The 18,173-nt window shown below is 56.7% G+C and carries 14 protein-coding genes and 1 tRNA gene; 10 read left to right on the forward strand and 5 right to left on the reverse strand.

From position 1 onward, the window contains the following. Positions 1 to 35: 35 nt before the first annotated feature. From RDA78_RS24905 to RDA78_RS24920, 4 genes are all read left to right on the forward strand, one after another. Positions 36 to 1,265, forward strand: a complete 1,230-nt coding sequence (locus RDA78_RS24905) for a glycosyltransferase (protein WP_434052453.1) — start codon at positions 36 to 38, stop codon at positions 1,263 to 1,265. Next, positions 1,265 to 2,872 (forward strand): undecaprenyl-phosphate glucose phosphotransferase, encoded by a 1,608-nt coding sequence (locus RDA78_RS24910; protein ID WP_434052454.1) that lies wholly within the window; start codon positions 1,265 to 1,267, stop codon positions 2,870 to 2,872. The genes RDA78_RS24905 and RDA78_RS24910 overlap by 1 nt, the downstream gene beginning before the upstream one ends. Further along, entirely contained in the window at positions 2,869 to 4,149 is a 1,281-nt protein-coding gene (locus tag RDA78_RS24915) for an O-antigen ligase family protein (RefSeq protein WP_434052455.1), read from the forward strand. Before RDA78_RS24910 ends, RDA78_RS24915 begins: the two co-directional genes overlap by 4 nt. Before the next feature lie 52 nt (positions 4,150 to 4,201). Next, a tRNA-Pro gene (locus tag RDA78_RS24920) sits at positions 4,202 to 4,278 on the forward strand. A 469-nt stretch (positions 4,279 to 4,747) separates the two neighbouring features. On the opposite strand, the gene RDA78_RS24925 is transcribed toward RDA78_RS24920, so the two are convergent. After that, positions 4,748 to 5,509: a PEP_CTERM-anchored TLD domain-containing protein gene (locus tag RDA78_RS24925; protein ID WP_434052456.1), complete on the reverse strand. Its 762-nt coding sequence runs from the start codon at positions 5,507 to 5,509 to the stop codon at positions 4,748 to 4,750. Positions 5,510 to 6,154: 645 nt separating this feature from the next. On the opposite strand from RDA78_RS24925, the gene RDA78_RS24930 reads away from it, so the two are divergent. After that, positions 6,155 to 8,029, forward strand: a complete 1,875-nt coding sequence (locus tag RDA78_RS24930) for an adenylate/guanylate cyclase domain-containing protein (protein WP_434052457.1) — start codon at positions 6,155 to 6,157, stop codon at positions 8,027 to 8,029. A 157-nt stretch (positions 8,030 to 8,186) separates the two neighbouring features. On the opposite strand, the gene RDA78_RS24935 is transcribed toward RDA78_RS24930, so the two are convergent. Continuing rightward, positions 8,187 to 8,789: a VPLPA-CTERM sorting domain-containing protein gene (locus tag RDA78_RS24935; protein ID WP_434052458.1), complete on the reverse strand. Its 603-nt coding sequence runs from the start codon at positions 8,787 to 8,789 to the stop codon at positions 8,187 to 8,189. A 564-nt stretch (positions 8,790 to 9,353) separates the two neighbouring features. Here RDA78_RS24935 and RDA78_RS24940 point away from each other — a divergent pair. Further along, positions 9,354 to 10,739: a hypothetical protein gene (locus tag RDA78_RS24940; protein WP_434052459.1), complete on the forward strand. Its 1,386-nt coding sequence runs from the start codon at positions 9,354 to 9,356 to the stop codon at positions 10,737 to 10,739. A gap of 333 nt (positions 10,740 to 11,072) precedes the next feature. Beyond that, a complete protein-coding gene (locus RDA78_RS24945; protein WP_434052460.1) occupies positions 11,073 to 11,585 on the forward strand; it encodes a hypothetical protein in 513 nt (170 codons plus the stop codon). Here RDA78_RS24945 and RDA78_RS24950 read toward each other — a convergent pair. Beyond that, positions 11,512 to 12,216, reverse strand: coding sequence for a hypothetical protein (locus tag RDA78_RS24950; RefSeq protein WP_434052461.1), 705 nt, complete (start codon positions 12,214 to 12,216; stop codon positions 11,512 to 11,514). The genes RDA78_RS24945 and RDA78_RS24950 overlap by 74 nt on opposite strands. 685 nt (positions 12,217 to 12,901) lie before the next feature. Between RDA78_RS24950 and RDA78_RS24955 the strand changes: the two genes are divergently transcribed. The 3 genes from RDA78_RS24955 to RDA78_RS24965 all read left to right on the forward strand — a co-directional run bounded on the left by RDA78_RS24955 (position 12,902) and on the right by RDA78_RS24965 (position 17,252). Next, positions 12,902 to 14,152: a cytochrome P450 gene (locus RDA78_RS24955; RefSeq protein ID WP_434052462.1), complete on the forward strand. Its 1,251-nt coding sequence runs from the start codon at positions 12,902 to 12,904 to the stop codon at positions 14,150 to 14,152. 435 nt (positions 14,153 to 14,587) lie between these two features. Beyond that, a complete protein-coding gene (locus RDA78_RS24960) occupies positions 14,588 to 15,745 on the forward strand; it encodes a glycerophosphodiester phosphodiesterase family protein (protein WP_434056206.1) in 1,158 nt (385 codons plus the stop codon). Positions 15,746 to 15,845: 100 nt separating this feature from the next. Beyond that, positions 15,846 to 17,252, forward strand: coding sequence for a hypothetical protein (locus RDA78_RS24965; RefSeq protein ID WP_434052463.1), 1,407 nt, complete (start codon positions 15,846 to 15,848; stop codon positions 17,250 to 17,252). A 13-nt stretch (positions 17,253 to 17,265) separates the two neighbouring features. Here RDA78_RS24965 and RDA78_RS24970 read toward each other — a convergent pair whose 3' ends face one another. Further along, the gene (locus RDA78_RS24970) at positions 17,266 to 17,844 is read right to left on the reverse strand and encodes a MerR family transcriptional regulator (RefSeq protein WP_434052464.1); all 579 of its coding nucleotides are present in this window, start codon (positions 17,842 to 17,844) and stop codon (positions 17,266 to 17,268) included. Positions 17,845 to 17,853: 9 nt separating this feature from the next. After that, a complete protein-coding gene (locus tag RDA78_RS24975; RefSeq protein WP_023003819.1) occupies positions 17,854 to 18,168 on the reverse strand; it encodes an integration host factor subunit alpha in 315 nt (104 codons plus the stop codon). Positions 18,169 to 18,173 lie beyond the last annotated feature (5 nt).

Below are 18,173 nucleotides of genomic sequence, written 5' to 3' on the forward strand. Positions count from 1 at the left end.
AAGAAACCCGGGGGTAAGAACAGGGAAACTGCACCATGACAACGACCCCAATGCGGATCGTGCATTGTGTCCGTTCGCCTATTGGCGGAATTTTCCGTCATATACGCGATTTGGCAACCGCGCAGTCGGAAGCCGGACACGATGTCGGCGTGATCTGTGACAGCAGTACGGGCAGCGAATTCGACAACAGGCTCGTGGAAGAGATCCGGCCAAGACTTTCACTCGGCCTGGCTCGCTTTCCAATGCAGCGGCAGCTCACAATCCAGGACATGTCCGCGGCACTGGCCCTTTACAGGCATGTGCGCGATCTTCGACCCGACGTCTTACACGGGCACGGCGCGAAGGGCGGAGCCTACGCCCGGCTGATCGGCACGGTGTTGCGGCTGCGCGGCAACAAGGTTGCACGCGTCTATTGCCCGCACGGCGGCAGCCTCCATTACGACCCGAACCGGTTCGAGGGCCGTGTCTATCACACCCTGGAAAATCTCCTCGGCCGCCTGACCGACGGGATCGTCTTCGTGTCCGATTACGAAGCGGCGGCGTATGAAAGCAAGGTCGGCCTGCCGAAAGCCAAGACGCGCATGGTCTATAACGGTCTGACGCCCGCAGAATTCACTCCGGTCCCGGTTGGCGCGGATGCGGGAGACTTTCTCTATATCGGCATGCTGCGTGATCTCAAGGGACCCGATCTCTTCATCGAGGCCCTTTACAACATCCGCCTGAAAACCGGTACGGCGCCCAGCGCCCATATCGTCGGCGAGGGACCGGACGAGGAACGTTACCGGAAACTGGTGTCCTCGCTCGGTTTGGAGAAGTCCATCACGTTTCACGGCGCCCTGCCCGCATCTGCGGCCTTCCAGCTCGCGAGAACCGTCGTGGTACCTTCACGCGCGGAAGCCATGCCCTATATCATTCTGGAAACCGTGGCCGCGCAACGCCCCCTGATCGCAACGCGTGTGGGCGGCATTCCGGAGGTTTTCGGAAAATATGCCGACCGTCTGATCGAACCCGGACATATCGGCAAGCTCACGGTCGCGATGGAGAACGCCTTGTCGGAACCAGAGAGAATGGCCGCCGATGCCAGGGAGCTTCGAAACTGCCTCGCAGAGACCTTCTCCGTTGAGCTCATGAGCGACCGGATCACAACGCTCTATCAGGAGCTCAAGGGCCTCAAACCTCAGGACGTATCTGTTTCAGGTGCGAATGACGCTGTCGCGGCGCGCGCAAGGCCTCAATCCGTTTATGCCAGATCGAGCAACCGATAATGAGCAATCCAGCCTTCAAACGCTCCGAGATCGACACCCGGGAAGCGGAGAACAATGCCGGTATCGATCTGCGGCAGAACCTGGAAAAGCAGTTCAGGCACAGCGTCAACGACGCGATCGGGCCGCAGAACTTTCACGGCCTGCCCAAAGGTGAGAACGGCCTTTCCGTCGCCGCGCTGCAGCTTGCCCAGAGCCTCGGCGGAAAAGGGATCTCCGTTCCCGTCCTGACCGGTCTCGTCAGGCTGACCGATGTCGTGCTGATCATGGCAAGTGCGGCAGTGGCCGGCTTTGCGGGCGGCGGCGAACTCTCGGTCGGCTGGTCCGGTGTCTTTTCCACAATCGCCGCCGTTCTTTTCACCCTCGCTTTCTTCCAGGCCGCCGATGTCTACCAGGTTTCGGTGATGCGGCAGGGACTGTCTCAACTCGGACGCGTTGCGGCCGGGTGGACACTCGTGTTCGCGATGTTTGCGCTGCTGCGTTCAACCACCGGGATCGGCACAGGTTTGCCCGACCCCTGGATCGGCGCCTGGTTCGCGCTGGGGCTGACGGGGCTGTGCCTGTCGCGCTTTGTCGTCTATTCCCTTGTCCGCCACTGGATGACCCGGGGACGGCTCGAACGCCGCGCGATCATCGTCGGCGGGGGAACGGCAGCGGCGGAACTGATCCACGAGATCGAGGCCCAGCCAGACAACGACATCCGGATCTGCGGAATTTTCGATGACCGCGCCAACGACCGGTCTCCCCCGGTTGTCGCCGGATATCCGAAACTCGGAAATATCAGCGCCCTTGTCGAGTTTGCCCGTCTCGCCCGGATCGACATGCTGATCGTCTGTATTCCCTTGCGCGCAGAAAAGCGCGTTTTGCAGCTGCTCAAGAAGCTCTGGATCCTGCCCGTCGACATCCGCCTGTCGGCACACACGGACAAGGTGCGCTTTCGCAATCGCGGCACGTCGTTCATCGGCACGGTGCCCTTTGTCGATGTGGTTGAAAAACCGATTGCCAACTGGGACATGGTCGGCAAGCGCATCTTTGATCTCGTGTTCGCTTCGGCGGCGATCGTGGCGCTGTTCCCGCTCATGGTCGCGGCGGCGATCGCGATCCGTCTGGACAGCAAAGGGCCGATCCTGTTCCGCCAGAAACGCTACGGCTTCAACAACGAGATCATCGAGATCCTGAAGTTCCGGTCCATGTATTCCGAGATGTCGGATCCCGATGCAAAACAGGTCGTGACAAAGGGCGACCCACGCGTCACGCGGGTCGGCCGTTTCATCAGGAAGACCTCGATCGACGAGTTGCCGCAGCTCTTCAACGTCCTGGCAGGCACATTGTCGCTTGTCGGCCCGCGGCCGCACGCGGTCAACGCGCATACCGACAACACCACCTGGGACGATGTGGTCGACGGGTACTTCGCCCGTCACAAGGTCAAGCCGGGCGTGACCGGCTGGGCGCAGATCAACGGGTGGCGCGGTGAAGTCGATACGCAGCAAAAAATCGAAAAACGGGTCGAATGCGATGTCTACTACATCGAGAACTGGTCGATCCTGTTTGACCTGAAGATCCTGTTGCTGACACCGTTCCGCCTGCTCAATACGGAGAACGCTTATTGAGCGCGGCCGCCGGATATGCTGGCGCATTCGGACAACATGCGCCGATCGGCCTGCCGGTCAAGAGCCTGGGCAACGGCGCACTTTGGCTCGCGGCGTTCCTGTCCGGTTTCGTGATCGAGGAACCGGCGCCCTATGAACTCTACATGGCACTGCTTACGGTGGTCTGGCTGGCATGCGGGCTGAAGCTGCGCCGCGAGTTCGGACCGCTGATCATCTGCCTGATGCTCTACATCACCGGCGGTATTGCCTCGATCCCGATCGCGAAGGATTTCGGCGACGCAGCCATGTATATGGCGGTGTCGGGGTTTCTGGCGATCACCGCCGTCTTCTATGCCGCGATCCTGGCCGAAAAGCCCGAGCGGTTCGGCATCATCCAGAACGGCTACACGGTGAGTGCGGTGCTGGTGTCCCTGATCGGCATTGCCGGCTATTTACAGCTGTTCCCGGGCGCAGACTATTTCACGCTTTATGACCGGGCGCGCGGCACCTTCAAGGACCCGAACGTCTTCGGGCCGTTTCTCGTTCTTCCAACGCTGCTGATCATTCAAAAGCTCCTGCGCGACTCGGTTCTGAAAAACGTCCTTTTGCTGATACCGCTCACGGTGCTCCTGCTTGGCATTTTCCTGAGCTTTTCCCGGGGCGCCTGGGGCGTTCTTTTTGCCGGCACGCTGGTCATCTATTTCCTTGCTCTGGTCACGGAGCGCAGCAACCGGCGCAGACTGCGTTTGATCATGCTGGGATTTGCCGGCGTGTTGGCTGTTTTTGCCCTTCTGGCAGCCGCGCTTTCGGTCGATACGGTCTCCCAGATGTTCGAACAGCGGGCCCGCCTTGTACAGGATTATGACAGCGCCCGGCTCGGCCGATTTGCCCGCTACGCACTCGGATTTCAGCTGGTGATGGAACACCCGCTCGGCCTCGGGCCGCTCGGGTTCAGGAACTACTTCCCGGAAGACACCCACAATGTCTACCTCAAGAGCTTCACCTCGTATGGCTGGCTCGGCGGCGTCACTTATATCGTGCTGGCGCTGTGGACCCTTGCGGCCATGGTCCCGCTTCTTTTCAAGTCCCGCCCCTGGACCGGTTTCCTTCATTGCGTCTTCGCCGTCTTCGTCGCCCACCTGATCCTGTCGGTGATCATCGACACCGACCGCTGGCGGCACATGTACATGCTCTACGGCCTCGCCTGGGGGATGATTGCAGCCGACAGGCTCGAGACCCGCCGATCCCGCGCCGATTTCGCAGCAGGGTACGGGACGGGTGGACAAAGCCGGACCTGACCCCAACAAGCCGCTTGCGCTTGGAAAGCGAACAAGATAGGTAGAACCCGTTCGGGCAGTAGCGCAGCCTGGTAGCGCACTTCACTGGGGGTGAAGGGGTCGTCGGTTCAAATCCGGCCTGCCCGACCATTCTAGACAGTTGAATAAATTGTCTATTTTACTCTTCCTGCATCATAGAATTCCGATTGGACAAAGCTGCTTGTCACACTCTTGGCACAGCAGGTTCAATCATGGCTTCTATCAGAAAGTGCAACGGATAGTATCAAGTTCACGTCAGATGAACCTCAGCGTAGAGGGGATTTCGTGAACGACAAGGTGAAGAACGGTGGCAAACACGACAGTGCTTGAGTGGATAGGGTATCGGATTCATGTAAACGGACGCTGGGAGTGATTTTCAAAAAACATGTAGGTTGTTTTGTTGCTGACGAACTCGGACGAATGTCACTATACGGCAACCCTGTGAACAGATTTCGGGAAGAAAGCGATGGCACCCTACAAGTGATTTCCTTACAACTTTTGACTGACCCAAGCACTCGACGGCAAAAGAGAAAGACGGCCCCTTAGGACCGCCTCGTAAACCTTCGCACTCTTGAGAGACCTAAGCTACAGAGCGCTTCCTGCGCCATCCCATGAAACCAACGATGCCGAGCGCACCTGCAAGGAGAGGCAGGGCTGATGGGAGTGGGACGACGGTTGAAGCTGACTGAAATGTGTAAACCTCAAGCGAGTTTACACTCCAACCATAGTAACTGTACCCACTGTCGCCCTGGTAGGCACCGCTATCCCCGGCAACAGTAATCTGGCCTTGACTAGTATCATATGTGTACGAATAAGAATAAGGGGTGCTACCACCCAATGTAACCCGGCCTCCATATAAGTCATGCCCGCCACCAAAGGTAGGAAAATAATCTTCGTAAGCGAGTATCGCATATAAATCGTTATAAACTCCGGTTGGTCTCTGTATTTCTCCGCTATCCAGGTTGAAAATAAATGCATCAGGGTCACTTTTGTAGATCGCAAAATCAGACCCCCAGCTTTGTGTGGTGTAACCGCCTATCCTCATATTGCCGAGCTGATTATGTGTGATGCTGTAAATCGAAATTGTCGGCCCTGCGTCGTCAGCAGCAGCGTGAAAACTGGCAGCCGTTGCACCGATTCCGCCAGACCAGATGTTCGTGAAGTCTTGCGGGCCCACACCTAGCCATGTTTCTAGCTGGTCCGCATCTGAACTGGAAAGTAGCGAGCCACCATTTACGGTGCTGGCCATGACACTGGTGCTTGAAACCGCAATCAGAGCTCCGAGTAAGGCACCTGTAATCGGACGAAAAGTTTGTTGCATATAATCTAAGCTAAAAGTCATTTAAATGAGCCCCCCCCCCCCAATTGAACAACACAACTAGAAATAACCCTAACAGTTGCAATTTCGCGACGCAAGAAAATAGTTAACGTTACGTCAATTTTCACATATGTGTCGCATATTGTGGATTTCGCCGGTATTGGACACCGAAATTCATTCGGGGGAATATTCGATATTCCCTACCCCCGGAGTGGCAACATCTCCACCCATCTTTACTCCTGGAATAGACAAATTTCGACCGATTGGGGGGACAGGTTGTATGCTTTCTAACCTTTGGCACACTGTTGGCACAACAGGTGCAAAGTGAGAGGAAGATGTTTTGGTCTTGCAGGAGCGAATGGAAGATCGTAGACTGCGATAAGCTGCTGAATTCATTCAGTCTTCTATGATAACCGAAGACGTTCCTCCATAATGGACACTTCCATCCACGGCATCGACACCTCCCGAAAAAAGGAAAGTGTTACCTATGTGTCCGGAACGCTTTGTCACCTATGTCTCAGGTCGGGCATCTAACAGCAAACAGATGACATCTCCTGTTGCTTGAGCCGTTTATCCCCCGTCCCGCCCTTGCAAAGGTGTTGTCAGGCCAATAGCTTCGACAGGGCTCGCCAGACGCGGGTGTGCGTCGTGGGGCGGTGATCGGGGGCGATGAAACCACTTTCAAGATTTTCCATAACCGTCAGCCTGTTCACGGTCACCTTGAGCATTGCCCTTGCGCTGGCGGCGTCGATCATTTCCTACACCCACTATGCCAACCGGGCCTCTGCGCTGACAGCCGGCCGGGAACTCATGGAACGGTCCGCCGAAGTCGTGCGGCTGCAGACGGCGTCCCTGATCGAGCCGATCAACGCCATCGCGCAGTATTCGGGAGACTGGCTCGACGTCAATGTCGAACCCAAGGCGAGTGGCCATCCGGCGCGCAAACGGCTGATTTCGTTTCTTTCGGCGATGCCGCAGATCGCCAACATCTATATCGGCTACGAGGACGGCAGCAACTACCTTGTCGGTGCCACACGCACCCTGCCCGAAGCCCGGCTGCAGGAGATGGGCGCACCGGAAGGCACCGTCTTCCGCGAGCAGATCATATTGCGGGGCGATCGTGACCGTCCGGTTCAGATCGAACGCTTTCTGGACGAGAACAGTGTCACGCTGCACACGAATTCAAACGAAGACGAGATCACCTACGATCCGCGGGAGCGGCCCTGGTACGAACAGGCCATCGACAGCCCGCTTGTGGAGCGGACGGACGTCTATCTCTTCACCGGCTCAAAAAGACCCGGCCTGACAGTCAGCAAACGGCATGCGCGCGGCGTGGTCGGCGTCGATATCACCCTGTCGGACCTCAGTTCGTTTCTGGATTCCGAACCCCAGGCGAAATCCGGCGTTCTGGCGATCATCAGCCATGAAGGCACACTGCTCGCGCATTCCTCCCTGAAAGACAATCCCGAGGGTGATGACCGTTACGCTGCCCTTTCCGCCCTGCAGGAACAGGTGCGCAACCCGGACCGCGACAAGATCAAGACCGTCGAAGTGAGCGGCCATCCCTGGATGACGCATATATCCGCAATCGGGCTTGGCGCCGGTGAACGTGAAAACCTGGCGATCGCCATGCCCTCGCGCGAGGTGATCGGAGAAATAACCCGCGCATCGCAACGAACGATCCTTGTTTCCATTCTCATCGCGCTGTGCAGCATTCCCGTCATCTGGCTTGTCTCGCGCTCCCTGTCGCGTCCGCTCAAGACGCTCGCGAAAGGAACGCGGCGCATCCGGAACTTCGATCTCGACAAGCCGTTTTCACAATCGTCCGTCGTCAACGAAGTCTTCCAGCTTGAAACCGCCCTGGACCAGATGCGCACCTCGCTCGTTACCTTCGGCAGATATGTGCCGAAGGCCCTGGTTCAACAGATGATCAAGCGGCAGGAGACGCCCGAGCCCGGGGGCGAAAAGCGCGACGTGACTGTCCTCTTCATGGATATCGAGAACTTCACCGCCATGTCGTCGAAGCTCCCGCCTGAAGAGGTCATGAACCGGATGTCGCGGTATTTCGAAGTCGTCACCCAGACGCTTCTGGAGCACGAAGCGACGATCGACAAGTTTATCGGTGACGCCGTCATGGCATTCTGGAATGCGCCGAACCTTGTTGACGATCATCCGGTGAAAGCCTGCCGTGCCGCGCTTGCGGTGATCGATGCCTGCAAGGCCGAAACGGATTCCTGGTCGGACGAGGATATTCTGCCGCTCAGGACCCGGATAGGCCTTCATGCCGGAGAGGCCATTGTCGGCAATGTCGGCAGCTCGGACCGGCTGAACTACACGGCCCTTGGAGATACGGTCAATTTTGCGTCCAGGCTCGAAGGCCTCAACCGGGAAAAGAAGACCAGCATTCTGATCAGCGCAGAGCTCGCGAAACGGGTCGAAGGCCGCATTGCGGTGCGTTCGGCGGGCGAAGCTCATATCAAGGGTTACGATGACGCTATCGAGGTTTTCGAATTGAAGCCTGACGACAGGGAAATCCCAACCTAGCAACCGCTTTACGCAGAGACCATGTCAGCGCATTCGGGTCCGGACATCGCCCCTGTGCGCATATCTCCATCCAGAGCGGACGACCCACCGCGCAAAGAAAAGACCCGCCCGGCTTTACAAGACCGAGCGGGTCCGAATTTTCGACCGAAACGCCGGCTTATGCAGCCTGGCGCCGCCTCCAGCCGACAAAGCCAAGCACCGCCAGCCCGGCTCCCAGAAGCGGCAAGGCAGCCGGCAGCGGTACAGGTGTCACACGCACAGCGTCGACGTCGAAACCGCCAGTCGACAGGCCGCGGGTCGGGGACGTATCCTTGATGCGTACCGTGTCGAACGTGCCGACCAGTGATATCGGAAAGACCCCGCCGCCTTGCGCATCGGTATTGTCGATGGACGCGATGAGTTGAAAGTCGATGCCATCACCCACGAAGATCCCGGCGGACTCGGGCCAGCTCAAGACATTTCCGAACGTGATTTCGAAAACGGACACGCTCGTGTCGAAGAGTGTTCCGAAAGTCAGATCAATGTAGCTGCCAAAGCCAATTTCGAAAAAGGAAGTGTCGGCCGCACCGAGTGCATTTTGTGCGTTGCCGCGATCGTTCGCGCTACCGCGCGCTGCGTTTACGTCATACGTAATGGATGACGCATAACCGTTGTCGAAGCCGCCGGATCCGACCGTGGTCCACATCGGTGCCGCAGTGACGGAGACCGAACTCGCGAACAAAAACCCTGCCGCAATCGCAGCGTGCATATTTCCAAGCATCAAAATATCTCTTTTTTGATTAAAGTTTTTATCATTTCCGTCGCTTCGTAACTGCTTAGTGGCTGATGTGTCAACGGGTTTCAGACCTCTGCCAACCTTACGCGGCGTCTCTCTATGCTTTATGGTTAATGCGCCAGTTGCCAAAAGCGTGAACTGCAAGCTTCGCTCAATGGAATCGCCTGCAACGCGGAATTGTCAAAGCAACGCAGGTTAGTGCTGCCAGGGACTGTGGTGTAGGCTGTTTCAACCGACGCCGCGACAGCCGATGCATGACCAAGCCAAGCCCGGTCTGTTCAGCGGCATTCGCCGGATAAGGTTGGTGACATGGAAAAGGAGCCTTCGTCGTGACCACAATGAAAGAACGCCTGTTGTCCAACGCTGGCAGAACCCTAGTCACCTGAATCTGAAGTTCGACTCATTTTGCAGCGGTCTTCGAACGAACTTCAGATTCAAGAAGGTGACTAGCCAGTCTATGTTTCGAGTGCGGTTTACGAATTTGAAGTTCGCTTCGGAGTCTGCAGAAGCAATGATGCGAACTTCAAATTCACCGCACTAGCGCCGATCTTGCTTACGGTCGCCGCATCGCCGTCATCTTCCGCTTCGCCACTCTTGGTCACGTCAGGTGCCGATTCCGGCGAAGGGTCGTTTCGCGCGGCGCTCGAGGCCGCTTCGAATGACTGGCAGCCAAGATCGATCTTCGTCGTGACGCGAGATGAAATCGACATCGATACATCTCTTGTCTACTCGGGGCGCGCGCCACTTGAGATCTACGGCAACGGTCAGACGGTTCATGCACGTGAAAATGTGACGCTCCTGGCAATCTCCGAGAGCGCTGACCTCACCGTTTCGAAACTCCATTTCAAAGGACCCGGAGGCTTCAGCATCGAGAATCGGGGAGACAGGGAGGGCTCCGGCGGAAAAGGGATTTTTGTTGATGTGAGAGACGATCAGACCGGGGTCGTGCGTCTGGTTCTCGAAAAGGTCACCGTTTCCGGTGTCGCCTATCACGGCATCCACGTGTCGGACTGCGACCTCGCCGACGATTGCGGTGGCGGCAGTGGCGGTGGCGGCGATGGTGCTCCGGCTTCCATCGAAGCGCGTTTTACGAATGTCAGTATCGAGAGGGTCGGCCTCGGCGCATTCGACGCCGACGGGATCCGGATCGATGAACGGGGCGACGGAGACATCGCGTTCGCTTCGTTCAATTCCGTCTTCCGCAAGGTAGGCGCGGACGGTGTGGAGCTTGATGAGGTCGATGCCGGAAGCGTTTGTGCCAGAACGATCGAGAACCGGTTTCTGGACAATGGCGATTATTGCGACCCCAAAATCCTGCATACCTTTCTTCCCGATGAACCGGACGGCGCATTCGATGACGGTGAGATGAACGAAGCGGGCCTCCCGGCGAACGTGACGGGTTCACCGGACGACCGGTGTTTTGAGCGCGAAGTCTCGCTCTATGGGTCAGGATCCGTCGAAGAGTACGAATTCTCCATCGATCTCGATGACGGTATTGACATCGATGAAGCAGGTGACGGCGATCTAGTCATGACTATGACGGATAGTGAAATCACCGGGAATCTCGACGAGGGTGTCGATCTGGACGAGGAAGACGCGGGCAACGCCGTCATCTCCCATGTCAGGTCGTTTGCCGATCACAACACGGATGACGGTTTTCGCACGTCAGAATCGGGCCCGGGCGACCTGACCGCATTTGTGTACGAAGTCGGCGCCTGGAAAAACGGCGGGAATGGTCTCCGGTTTGACGAGGCGGACCAGGGAACCGTCACGGTCAATGTCTACAGGGCAACGACGGAAGGAAACGACGACGGAGACGATACAGGTATACGCGTTTCCAGGGAGGGCGACGGCGAAGGCAAACTGATAGTGCATGAATCGGACTTTCGCGACGGGATCGATGCACGCAATGTCGAGGTCGTCGACGCTCGCTAACGGGTCGGCACAAAATCGTCCGGTTTCCGTGGTCTTTTTGTCCGGTGAATCAGACCGATCAACGTCAGGCCCGTGCAATTCCGGCTTCAGCGCGGCCAAAATGGAATTAAAGGCCTCCCATAACGTTACGATGCCGCAGACTTCGCTTTCTTAACTCCATCCGATATTGATGCAAACTTGATCGAAAATGGCTATATTAAGAGTGACTTCATCGCACGGCTTCCAATGCTGCGGTGAAGGTCTATAAAAAGAGCATTGCCGACAAGGCATCCAGCGGATCGTTCTGAGTTGTCACGGGCCGACGAATTTCCGGTGACACGCGGAGGAAACTGAATGCATATCAAGAGCGTCGATCCGGCGAACATGAGAGGATTGGCGGGTCAGCACATACAGGAGCTTGAAGCGTTCCTCAGGGCAACGGACGGATCCTTCCGGCCGGACATGCCACAGTTTCATCGCGTGGTTTTTACATCGATTGCCGCCAATGGCGATCATATCCCGCAGATTGGATATGTCGGCCAGAGCAGCTACATCAAGGAAGTCATGGAAGGGCAGTTCGGCAGCGATTTCGCGTCGGCCATCCGGAGCCAGGACCCCAAATTCGACCAGGCCGTTGCCGGCGGGTTCGCAAGAGCTGCACAGGGTGACAGGGTTTTCGAACTCGTCGAAATGGAGGTGACGCCTCCCGGCGCGCTCACCAACATTCCGGTCAGCTATTACCGTCTGATCGAACGGCTATGGCTCGGTACGCCGAAGCCGGTCCTGGTGAACCTCACCCTGCCGACGTCGGCACAGTTTCATGAGCATCTATTTTTGCAAGATACAGAACGTCTGACGGCCAGTTGAACAGGAACATGTCGTCCTGCTTCCTGTCCTCCGGCGGCTTGAGCCATCGCGTTGCATATGGATACCTGTGAAACGCACCATAAATGTCTCCAAGCGACTTTCGCACCCTGTCCGCCCTTGCAAGGCCGACACATGCATTGGCGTCGTGCCACGTGGCCAGGCCGAGATAAAGGTTCATTCTGGCGATAAGCGCCAACCGTTCCAGCGACAACCTGGCCGATCCGTGTCCTGAAACATTGAGCGCATCGCCGGAATAAATGACCTTGCCCTGGATTTCCTTCATCGGCGGGCATATCCAGGATTCGTCGACCGGGTACTCCGGTCCGTAAATCCGGGACAGTTGCACCCTGTGATAGTCAAGGTATTGCATTGCTCCGGTGTCGAAGAGCTGGCTGCAATAAAATGAGACGGGTTCCTCGTCGGCAAAGGCCACATGGCAGAAACCGTTGTGACCGTTGAAGTCAAAGAACCTGGTCTGGAAAAACGGCGTGACATCCTTGCCGCATTTTTCAAGCGCCGGAATGACTTCACTGAAATCCCGCAGAACACGGGCCGTGCAACCAAGCCCGTAGAGCCTGGCCCGGCATGCTGAATACGCATTGAACAAGATCGAAACGTCTTCAGGTCCCAAGGAACCCCCCAATTACGTAAAGTCGCAGGTCCGCATCATTGCGATCAGCAAGAAATGAACAGGATGATATTCCTAACGGTGTTCCGTGGAGAGCCGACACCAGAAGCCACTCTAATCCTGAAACAGGATCGTTCCGGACCTCACAGACACAGTATTATTCCCTATTCGCTGTTTTGACTAGAAAAAAACTGCGAATTTACCATAAATTGGAACTTATTTGGAAAATGAAGACTGTTAAATTCCAGTAAAATTTTAGCTATTTCCCGTATTGGCAGCAGCTTGCTTCACGGCAGCCACAAAAGTACGGCGGATGCAGCCTTCACAACCGCTAATATACTCTATAAGTTCCGTTGCTGCACGCTTTAAACTGGCGGTACACGCCATTCAGCGCCAGATACACGCATCTATTTCTGATATTGATTAATTATTGTCTGTCGGACCATCACCGCAATTGGATAACCTTCCGCAAAGGTGCCTTTGAACTCACCAACTCGCGCAGCGAATCTTCTGAATGTGGCGGGCCACCAAATATCAACTGAAAACCCTTTGCAACGACGCTGTCCCTTGTAATTCTGTCGCTCGGCCGGGCTATCAAGAGAGGACCGCGTTCCTACAGCCTTCAAAATCTCCGGCATTCGATGTATCACCGCCGACAATCCGTGTGTTCCTGATCTGCGAGCCAAGAATGAGCCCCTCCCCGGTTCCCGCATTCGAGCCCCTCTCCGACGCGTTCGCGAAGGACCCGCACCCTTTTTATGCTGCCTTGAGAGCGCAACCCGGGTTGACCTATTTTGAAGACTTCGATGTCTGGCTGGCTGCGAGGTTCGACGACGTGTCGGAAGTCGTCATGCACGACAAGATGGTTCGCTCGCTCGATCATGTTGCCGGTCCGGAGGAGATTGCAGACCAGAAACGCGCCGGCAACTGGCACGACATGCCGCATCACAGCCGCTTCGTCCAGTTCTCCCTGCTCGACAGCGACGGCGCGGTGCATGACCGTTTGCGAAAGCAGGTGTTCAAGCTGTTCACGCCTGTGATGGTCAACAATCTGCACGACAGCATTCAGGCCACCGTCGATGCGCTGTTCGACGCACTCGCGGACAGATCCGAGATCGATTTCGTGGAGGATCTTGCGGCACATGTTCCAGGACACATCATCGGCCGCATTCTCGGTGTGCCGGATGAGGATTGCCCGCAACTCCGCACCTGGTCTGAAAACATCGTCCAGTTCTTCGATATCGACCGCTCCGACGAGCGAAAGGCGCTTGCCGAGCGCAACACGACCGAGTTCTACCACTATCTTCTGGACCTGAAGGCAAGCCGCGAGAAAGCGCCCAGGGACGATCTCCTTTCCGTCATGATCGACGCCGAAAGGCAGGGGCATATGTCCCATGACGAGTTGTTTTCCACTGCCATGCTGATCCTGATGGCCGGACACGGATCGACAATCGATGTTCTGGGCAGCGGGATGCATGCGCTCTTGAGGTTTCCTGCCGAAATGCAGCGCCTGCGTGACGAACCGGGGCTGATGAAAACCGCGGTTCAGGAGATGTTCCGATATGAGTCGCCGCTTCCGTTCTTCCATCGATACTGCACGGAGGATGTCGAAATCTGCGGTCAGGGTTTTCCGCGCGGGACAAAGTTCGGCGTTCTTTACGGCGCGGCGAACCGGGACCCGAAGCAGTTTCCGGATGCTGACCGGTTCGATGTCGGACGCTCCCCGAACTGGCACATTGCGTTCGGGCGCGGTTCGCATTTCTGCCTCGGCAATCACCTTGCTCGGCTGGACATGGACATAATTTTCTCGACTTTGCTGAGACGCTTCAATTCGGTAGAACTTGTGGAAGAGACGGTAACCTACAAACGGGGATTGTCGGTTAGAGGGCCTGAATCACTCCAAATTCGATGGAAGAATCACCAGGTGATGGACCCATAAATGAGACTGAAATGGCATGCGAAATGGCGAAATCCCGTTAGGAAGGGTGTGCGGAGCGGGCTTTTTGCCCGGTCAAGCACGCTGACGCCACGGGGTGACGCCATTTCCATGTCCTTCGGATTTGACCGGCTTGCTCCTCCTCGGCGTTGCGAAAGGCTTGAAAATGAGGGACATTTCCTGCGCTTCCGCGCCTTGACGAGAAGTAAGCCGCCTCAAACCATTACGGCCTCATTTATGAGTCCATCACCTAGACCAAGCACCTTTCCCGAGTTTTCCCGCAGTTTTGGGCGAGCCATGCCAGCCTGCGTCCTGATAGACCTGAAAATGAGAGACCTTGCCATGTCCTTGACTGCGAAACTTCGACAGAACAACCGCATCAGCGGTTTCCTCAAACAAACGTCTTCCGTCGGTCTTGCCGGGCTCGCCATTGCAGGGATGCAGTCATCGGGCGTCGCAGAAACGGTTTCCATCGGTCCCCGCCCTGCCTATCTCGTCAGCCAGATGGCGGATGGCGAGCTGAAGACAGAACTTCAAAGCTGTATCGGCCAGCCTGTGCAGAAAACCCTGTTTTCGATCTCCCATCGCGGGGCACCACTGCAGTTTCCCGAGCATACGGAAGAAGGATATCGCGCAGGGGCCCTGATGGGAGCCGGGATCCTGGAATGCGATGTCACCTTCACGAAAGACAAGGAACTTGTCTGCCGCCATTCGCAGAGTGACCTGCACACGACCACAGACATCCTGGCAACCGATCTGGCAGGCAAATGCACCGGGGCGTTCGTTCCGGCACAAGGGGATACGCCTGCGTCCGCCGAGTGCCGCACTTCGGACATCACCCTTGCCGAGTTCAGAACCTTGCGCGGCAAGATGGACAGCGCCGACAAGGCCGCGCAAAACGTCGAAGATTACCTGAAGGGGACTGCCGATTGGCGGACCGAACTCTACGGCCATACGGGAACCTTGATGACCCATGCGGAGTCGATCGCGCTCTTCAAGGACCTTGGTATCAAGTTCACTCCGGAACTGAAGGCTCCCAAGGTTACCATGCCGTTCGACGGGTTTTCACAGTCCGACTATGCGCAAAAGCTGATTGATGAATACAAGGCTGCCGGCATTCCGGCTGCGGACGTGTTCGCTCAGTCTTTCAATCTTGAAGATGTTCTCTACTGGATCGAAAACGAACCGGACTTCGGAAAGCAGGCCGTCTATCTTGATGGGCGGCGCGGTCTCAACCCCCTCGACCCGTCAACCTTTTCCCCCTCCATGACCGAATTGAAGGAGATGGGTGTCAACTACCTGGCACCGCCTCTCTTCGTTCTGCTCACGCTGGAAAACGGCAAGATCGTGCCGTCACCCTATGCCGAGGCAGCCAGGGCTGCCGGACTCAAACTGATTACCTGGACACTCGAGCGATCGGGTCCGCTCAATTCGGGCGGTGGCTGGTACTATCAGACCGTCGGGGATGCGATCGAGGGCGACGGAGACATGATGGAGGTCATGCACGTGCTTGCGCAGGATGTCGGTGTTGAAGGCATTTTTTCCGACTGGCCCGCAACGACCAGCTTTTATGCCAGTTGCATGGGATTGAAGTGATGCGCGGTTTGCACCGTCGTGATTGCGAATTTTGCTAAGACCTTGTTCACCGATTTTGTTTACTCTTGCGCGGCGTCAAAACAAGTCTGCGGTCAATGAGTTGAAAATACATCCTCTTTCAAGCGTCGACAGCCAGATCCTGCATCAAGAATTCCGGCCACTGGGCGATGACAGGATCATGCATGTCCTTGCAGAAGCGGCCGCGGATGTCGGTCTGCAGGCCGAAGACTGCATTCGGCAGGAGACGGAATCGCAGCACGACGTCACTGTGCATCTCGCGGACCTGCAAGTCTCCGTTGTGCAGTCGATTCCCTTTGCCGAAGACGACTACCTGCAGGTCGCTCTGGATACGTTTTCACTTGAGAACTTCATCAAGGGCGACCAACGCATCGACGATGCAGTAACAGCCTGTACGCATGTGTCCATTCAGCCCATTGCCGACAGAAATGTGACCGAGCTGAGAAGCACAAAGACCGCTGGTGCCGGCAACCAGGCTGTTTTCGAGGACACCGAAAGCGCGCTTGAGGCGATGTCGTTCGCCAAGGCGATCGTGGCCCGTCTCCTGGAGGAAACGGAAGCCGTTTCGGTCTTTTGGGGCCCGAGCACCTTTCTGCTAGAGCCGGATACATTCAAACGGCTGGCGGCCGCGAAAGAAGAACTTCTCCTTTATTTGCACTGTCACCTTTTTTCCGAGAACGATCCGAAGAGCGGTGAAACGCTGACCGGTGTTGTTGCCGCCGGCGCCCAGTGGCTTTTGGGACGGTATGTCGAGATCAAACCGTGTCCGCAGCCGCCGGAATATCTTGTTGAAAAGGTCTATGATTTCGTTCGCACGGCTCTCAAGTCCGACAGCGTCGGAGCCGACGGACTGTCTTTCGGCAGACATGACGAGGAAAGAATACAGATCCAGCTGGAACCGTCTGAGGGCTACGCGCCGGGCCGCATCCTGCTGCAGGTTGTTGATGAAGACGAGCCGGCTCATACAGATGACGATGAGCCAGAGCGCGCACAAGAGCCCGATGCGCAAGCGACGGAAGATACCGACCCGGCACCACTGGAATTGCCGGCAGATGCTCAAGCACAACTTCGCCTGTCGCCGACAGCCGACTTCCGGGATTTCGACGACGAAGACGCCGAGCTGGATCCTGACAATCCCGTTGACGCCGCGATTCTGCAGCGGCTGGCGGAAATCAACACGGCCTGCCCCGAAGAAGAAGTGGCCGCCACGAACGCCCCTGAAGGCGTTTCGACACCTGTCGAGGACGCGCCGGAACCGGTGGCGGCAGAACCTGCGCCTGAACCCGCTTTGGCGAGCACCACTGCGCCGGAGCCTGCAAACACCGAGATAGAGCAGCGGCCAAGGCCACAAAAGCTCCAACCCAAACGCATGTCGATGGCAGAGCTCCGAAATTTTGCGAAAGAAGCTCAGGTCGCCCAGAAAGACAGGGACGTTGCGACGAAAAAGCGTGGCTTCATCGGAAAGATGTTCAACGGCAGATCAGGTTAGGCCGTGGTCCGCGCTACCTGGCCTGATCCAGCGTACGCTTGCATTCCAGCAATTCAAACAAGGTTGCCTGCAGCCGTCGGATGTCTTCCTTGGAAACTGCAGAAGACCCCGACACCGTTGCCGGCGTTGGCTTTTCGCCTCTCAGCCTGTTCAGGAAGTTAATGCCGCCCGATGCCGGAGGCGCGGTCTCTTCGCTGTTTTCCGGCAGCACACCGCTCGGCAACGGTTCTTCCTGCAATGAAGCGGCCTCGGCGACGGCGGAGGACTGGGTGTCTTCAGACTGGGTGGCCATCGTCGCCAGTGGCGATGCGTCTTCTCGCCAGATTTGCGTCACGAAGCGCTGGCCCTGTTCCTTCAAAATGCGTTGCACACCCTTGATGGTGTAGCCTTCGCCGTAAAGGAGATGCCGAATGCCCTTCAGGAGTTCGACATCGTCAGGCCGGTAATACCTGCGTCCGCCTCCACGCTTCAGCGGCTTGATCTGCGAAAATCGCGTCTCCCAAAAGCGCAACACGTGCTGAGGCAAGTCCAGATCTTCTGCGACTTCGCTTATCGTTCTAAAGGCGTCCGGGCTTTTTTCCTGTGAGCTCATCCGGTCAATTTATTTGCTTGCCTGCCCTGTCAGCGCATCATTTATCCGCTGCTTCAAAACGTTGGATGGTTTAAATACCATCACGCGACGCGGTGAAATCGGTACTTCCTCACCTGTCTTCGGATTACGGCCTATACGCTCTCCCTTGGAGCGAACCACAAATGAACCGAAGCTTGATAATTTTACCGATTCGCCGGTGACAAGACAGTCCGAAATTTCAGAAAGTACACGCTCGACCAGTTCTGACGACTCGGTTCGTGAAAGGCCGACCTTTTGATAAACGGCTTCACACAAATCCGCACGGGTAATAGTCCGATTGCCCATGACCC

Source organism: Roseibium sp., from assembly GCF_051016195.1.
Taxonomy (GTDB): Bacteria; Pseudomonadota; Alphaproteobacteria; order Rhizobiales; family Stappiaceae; genus Roseibium.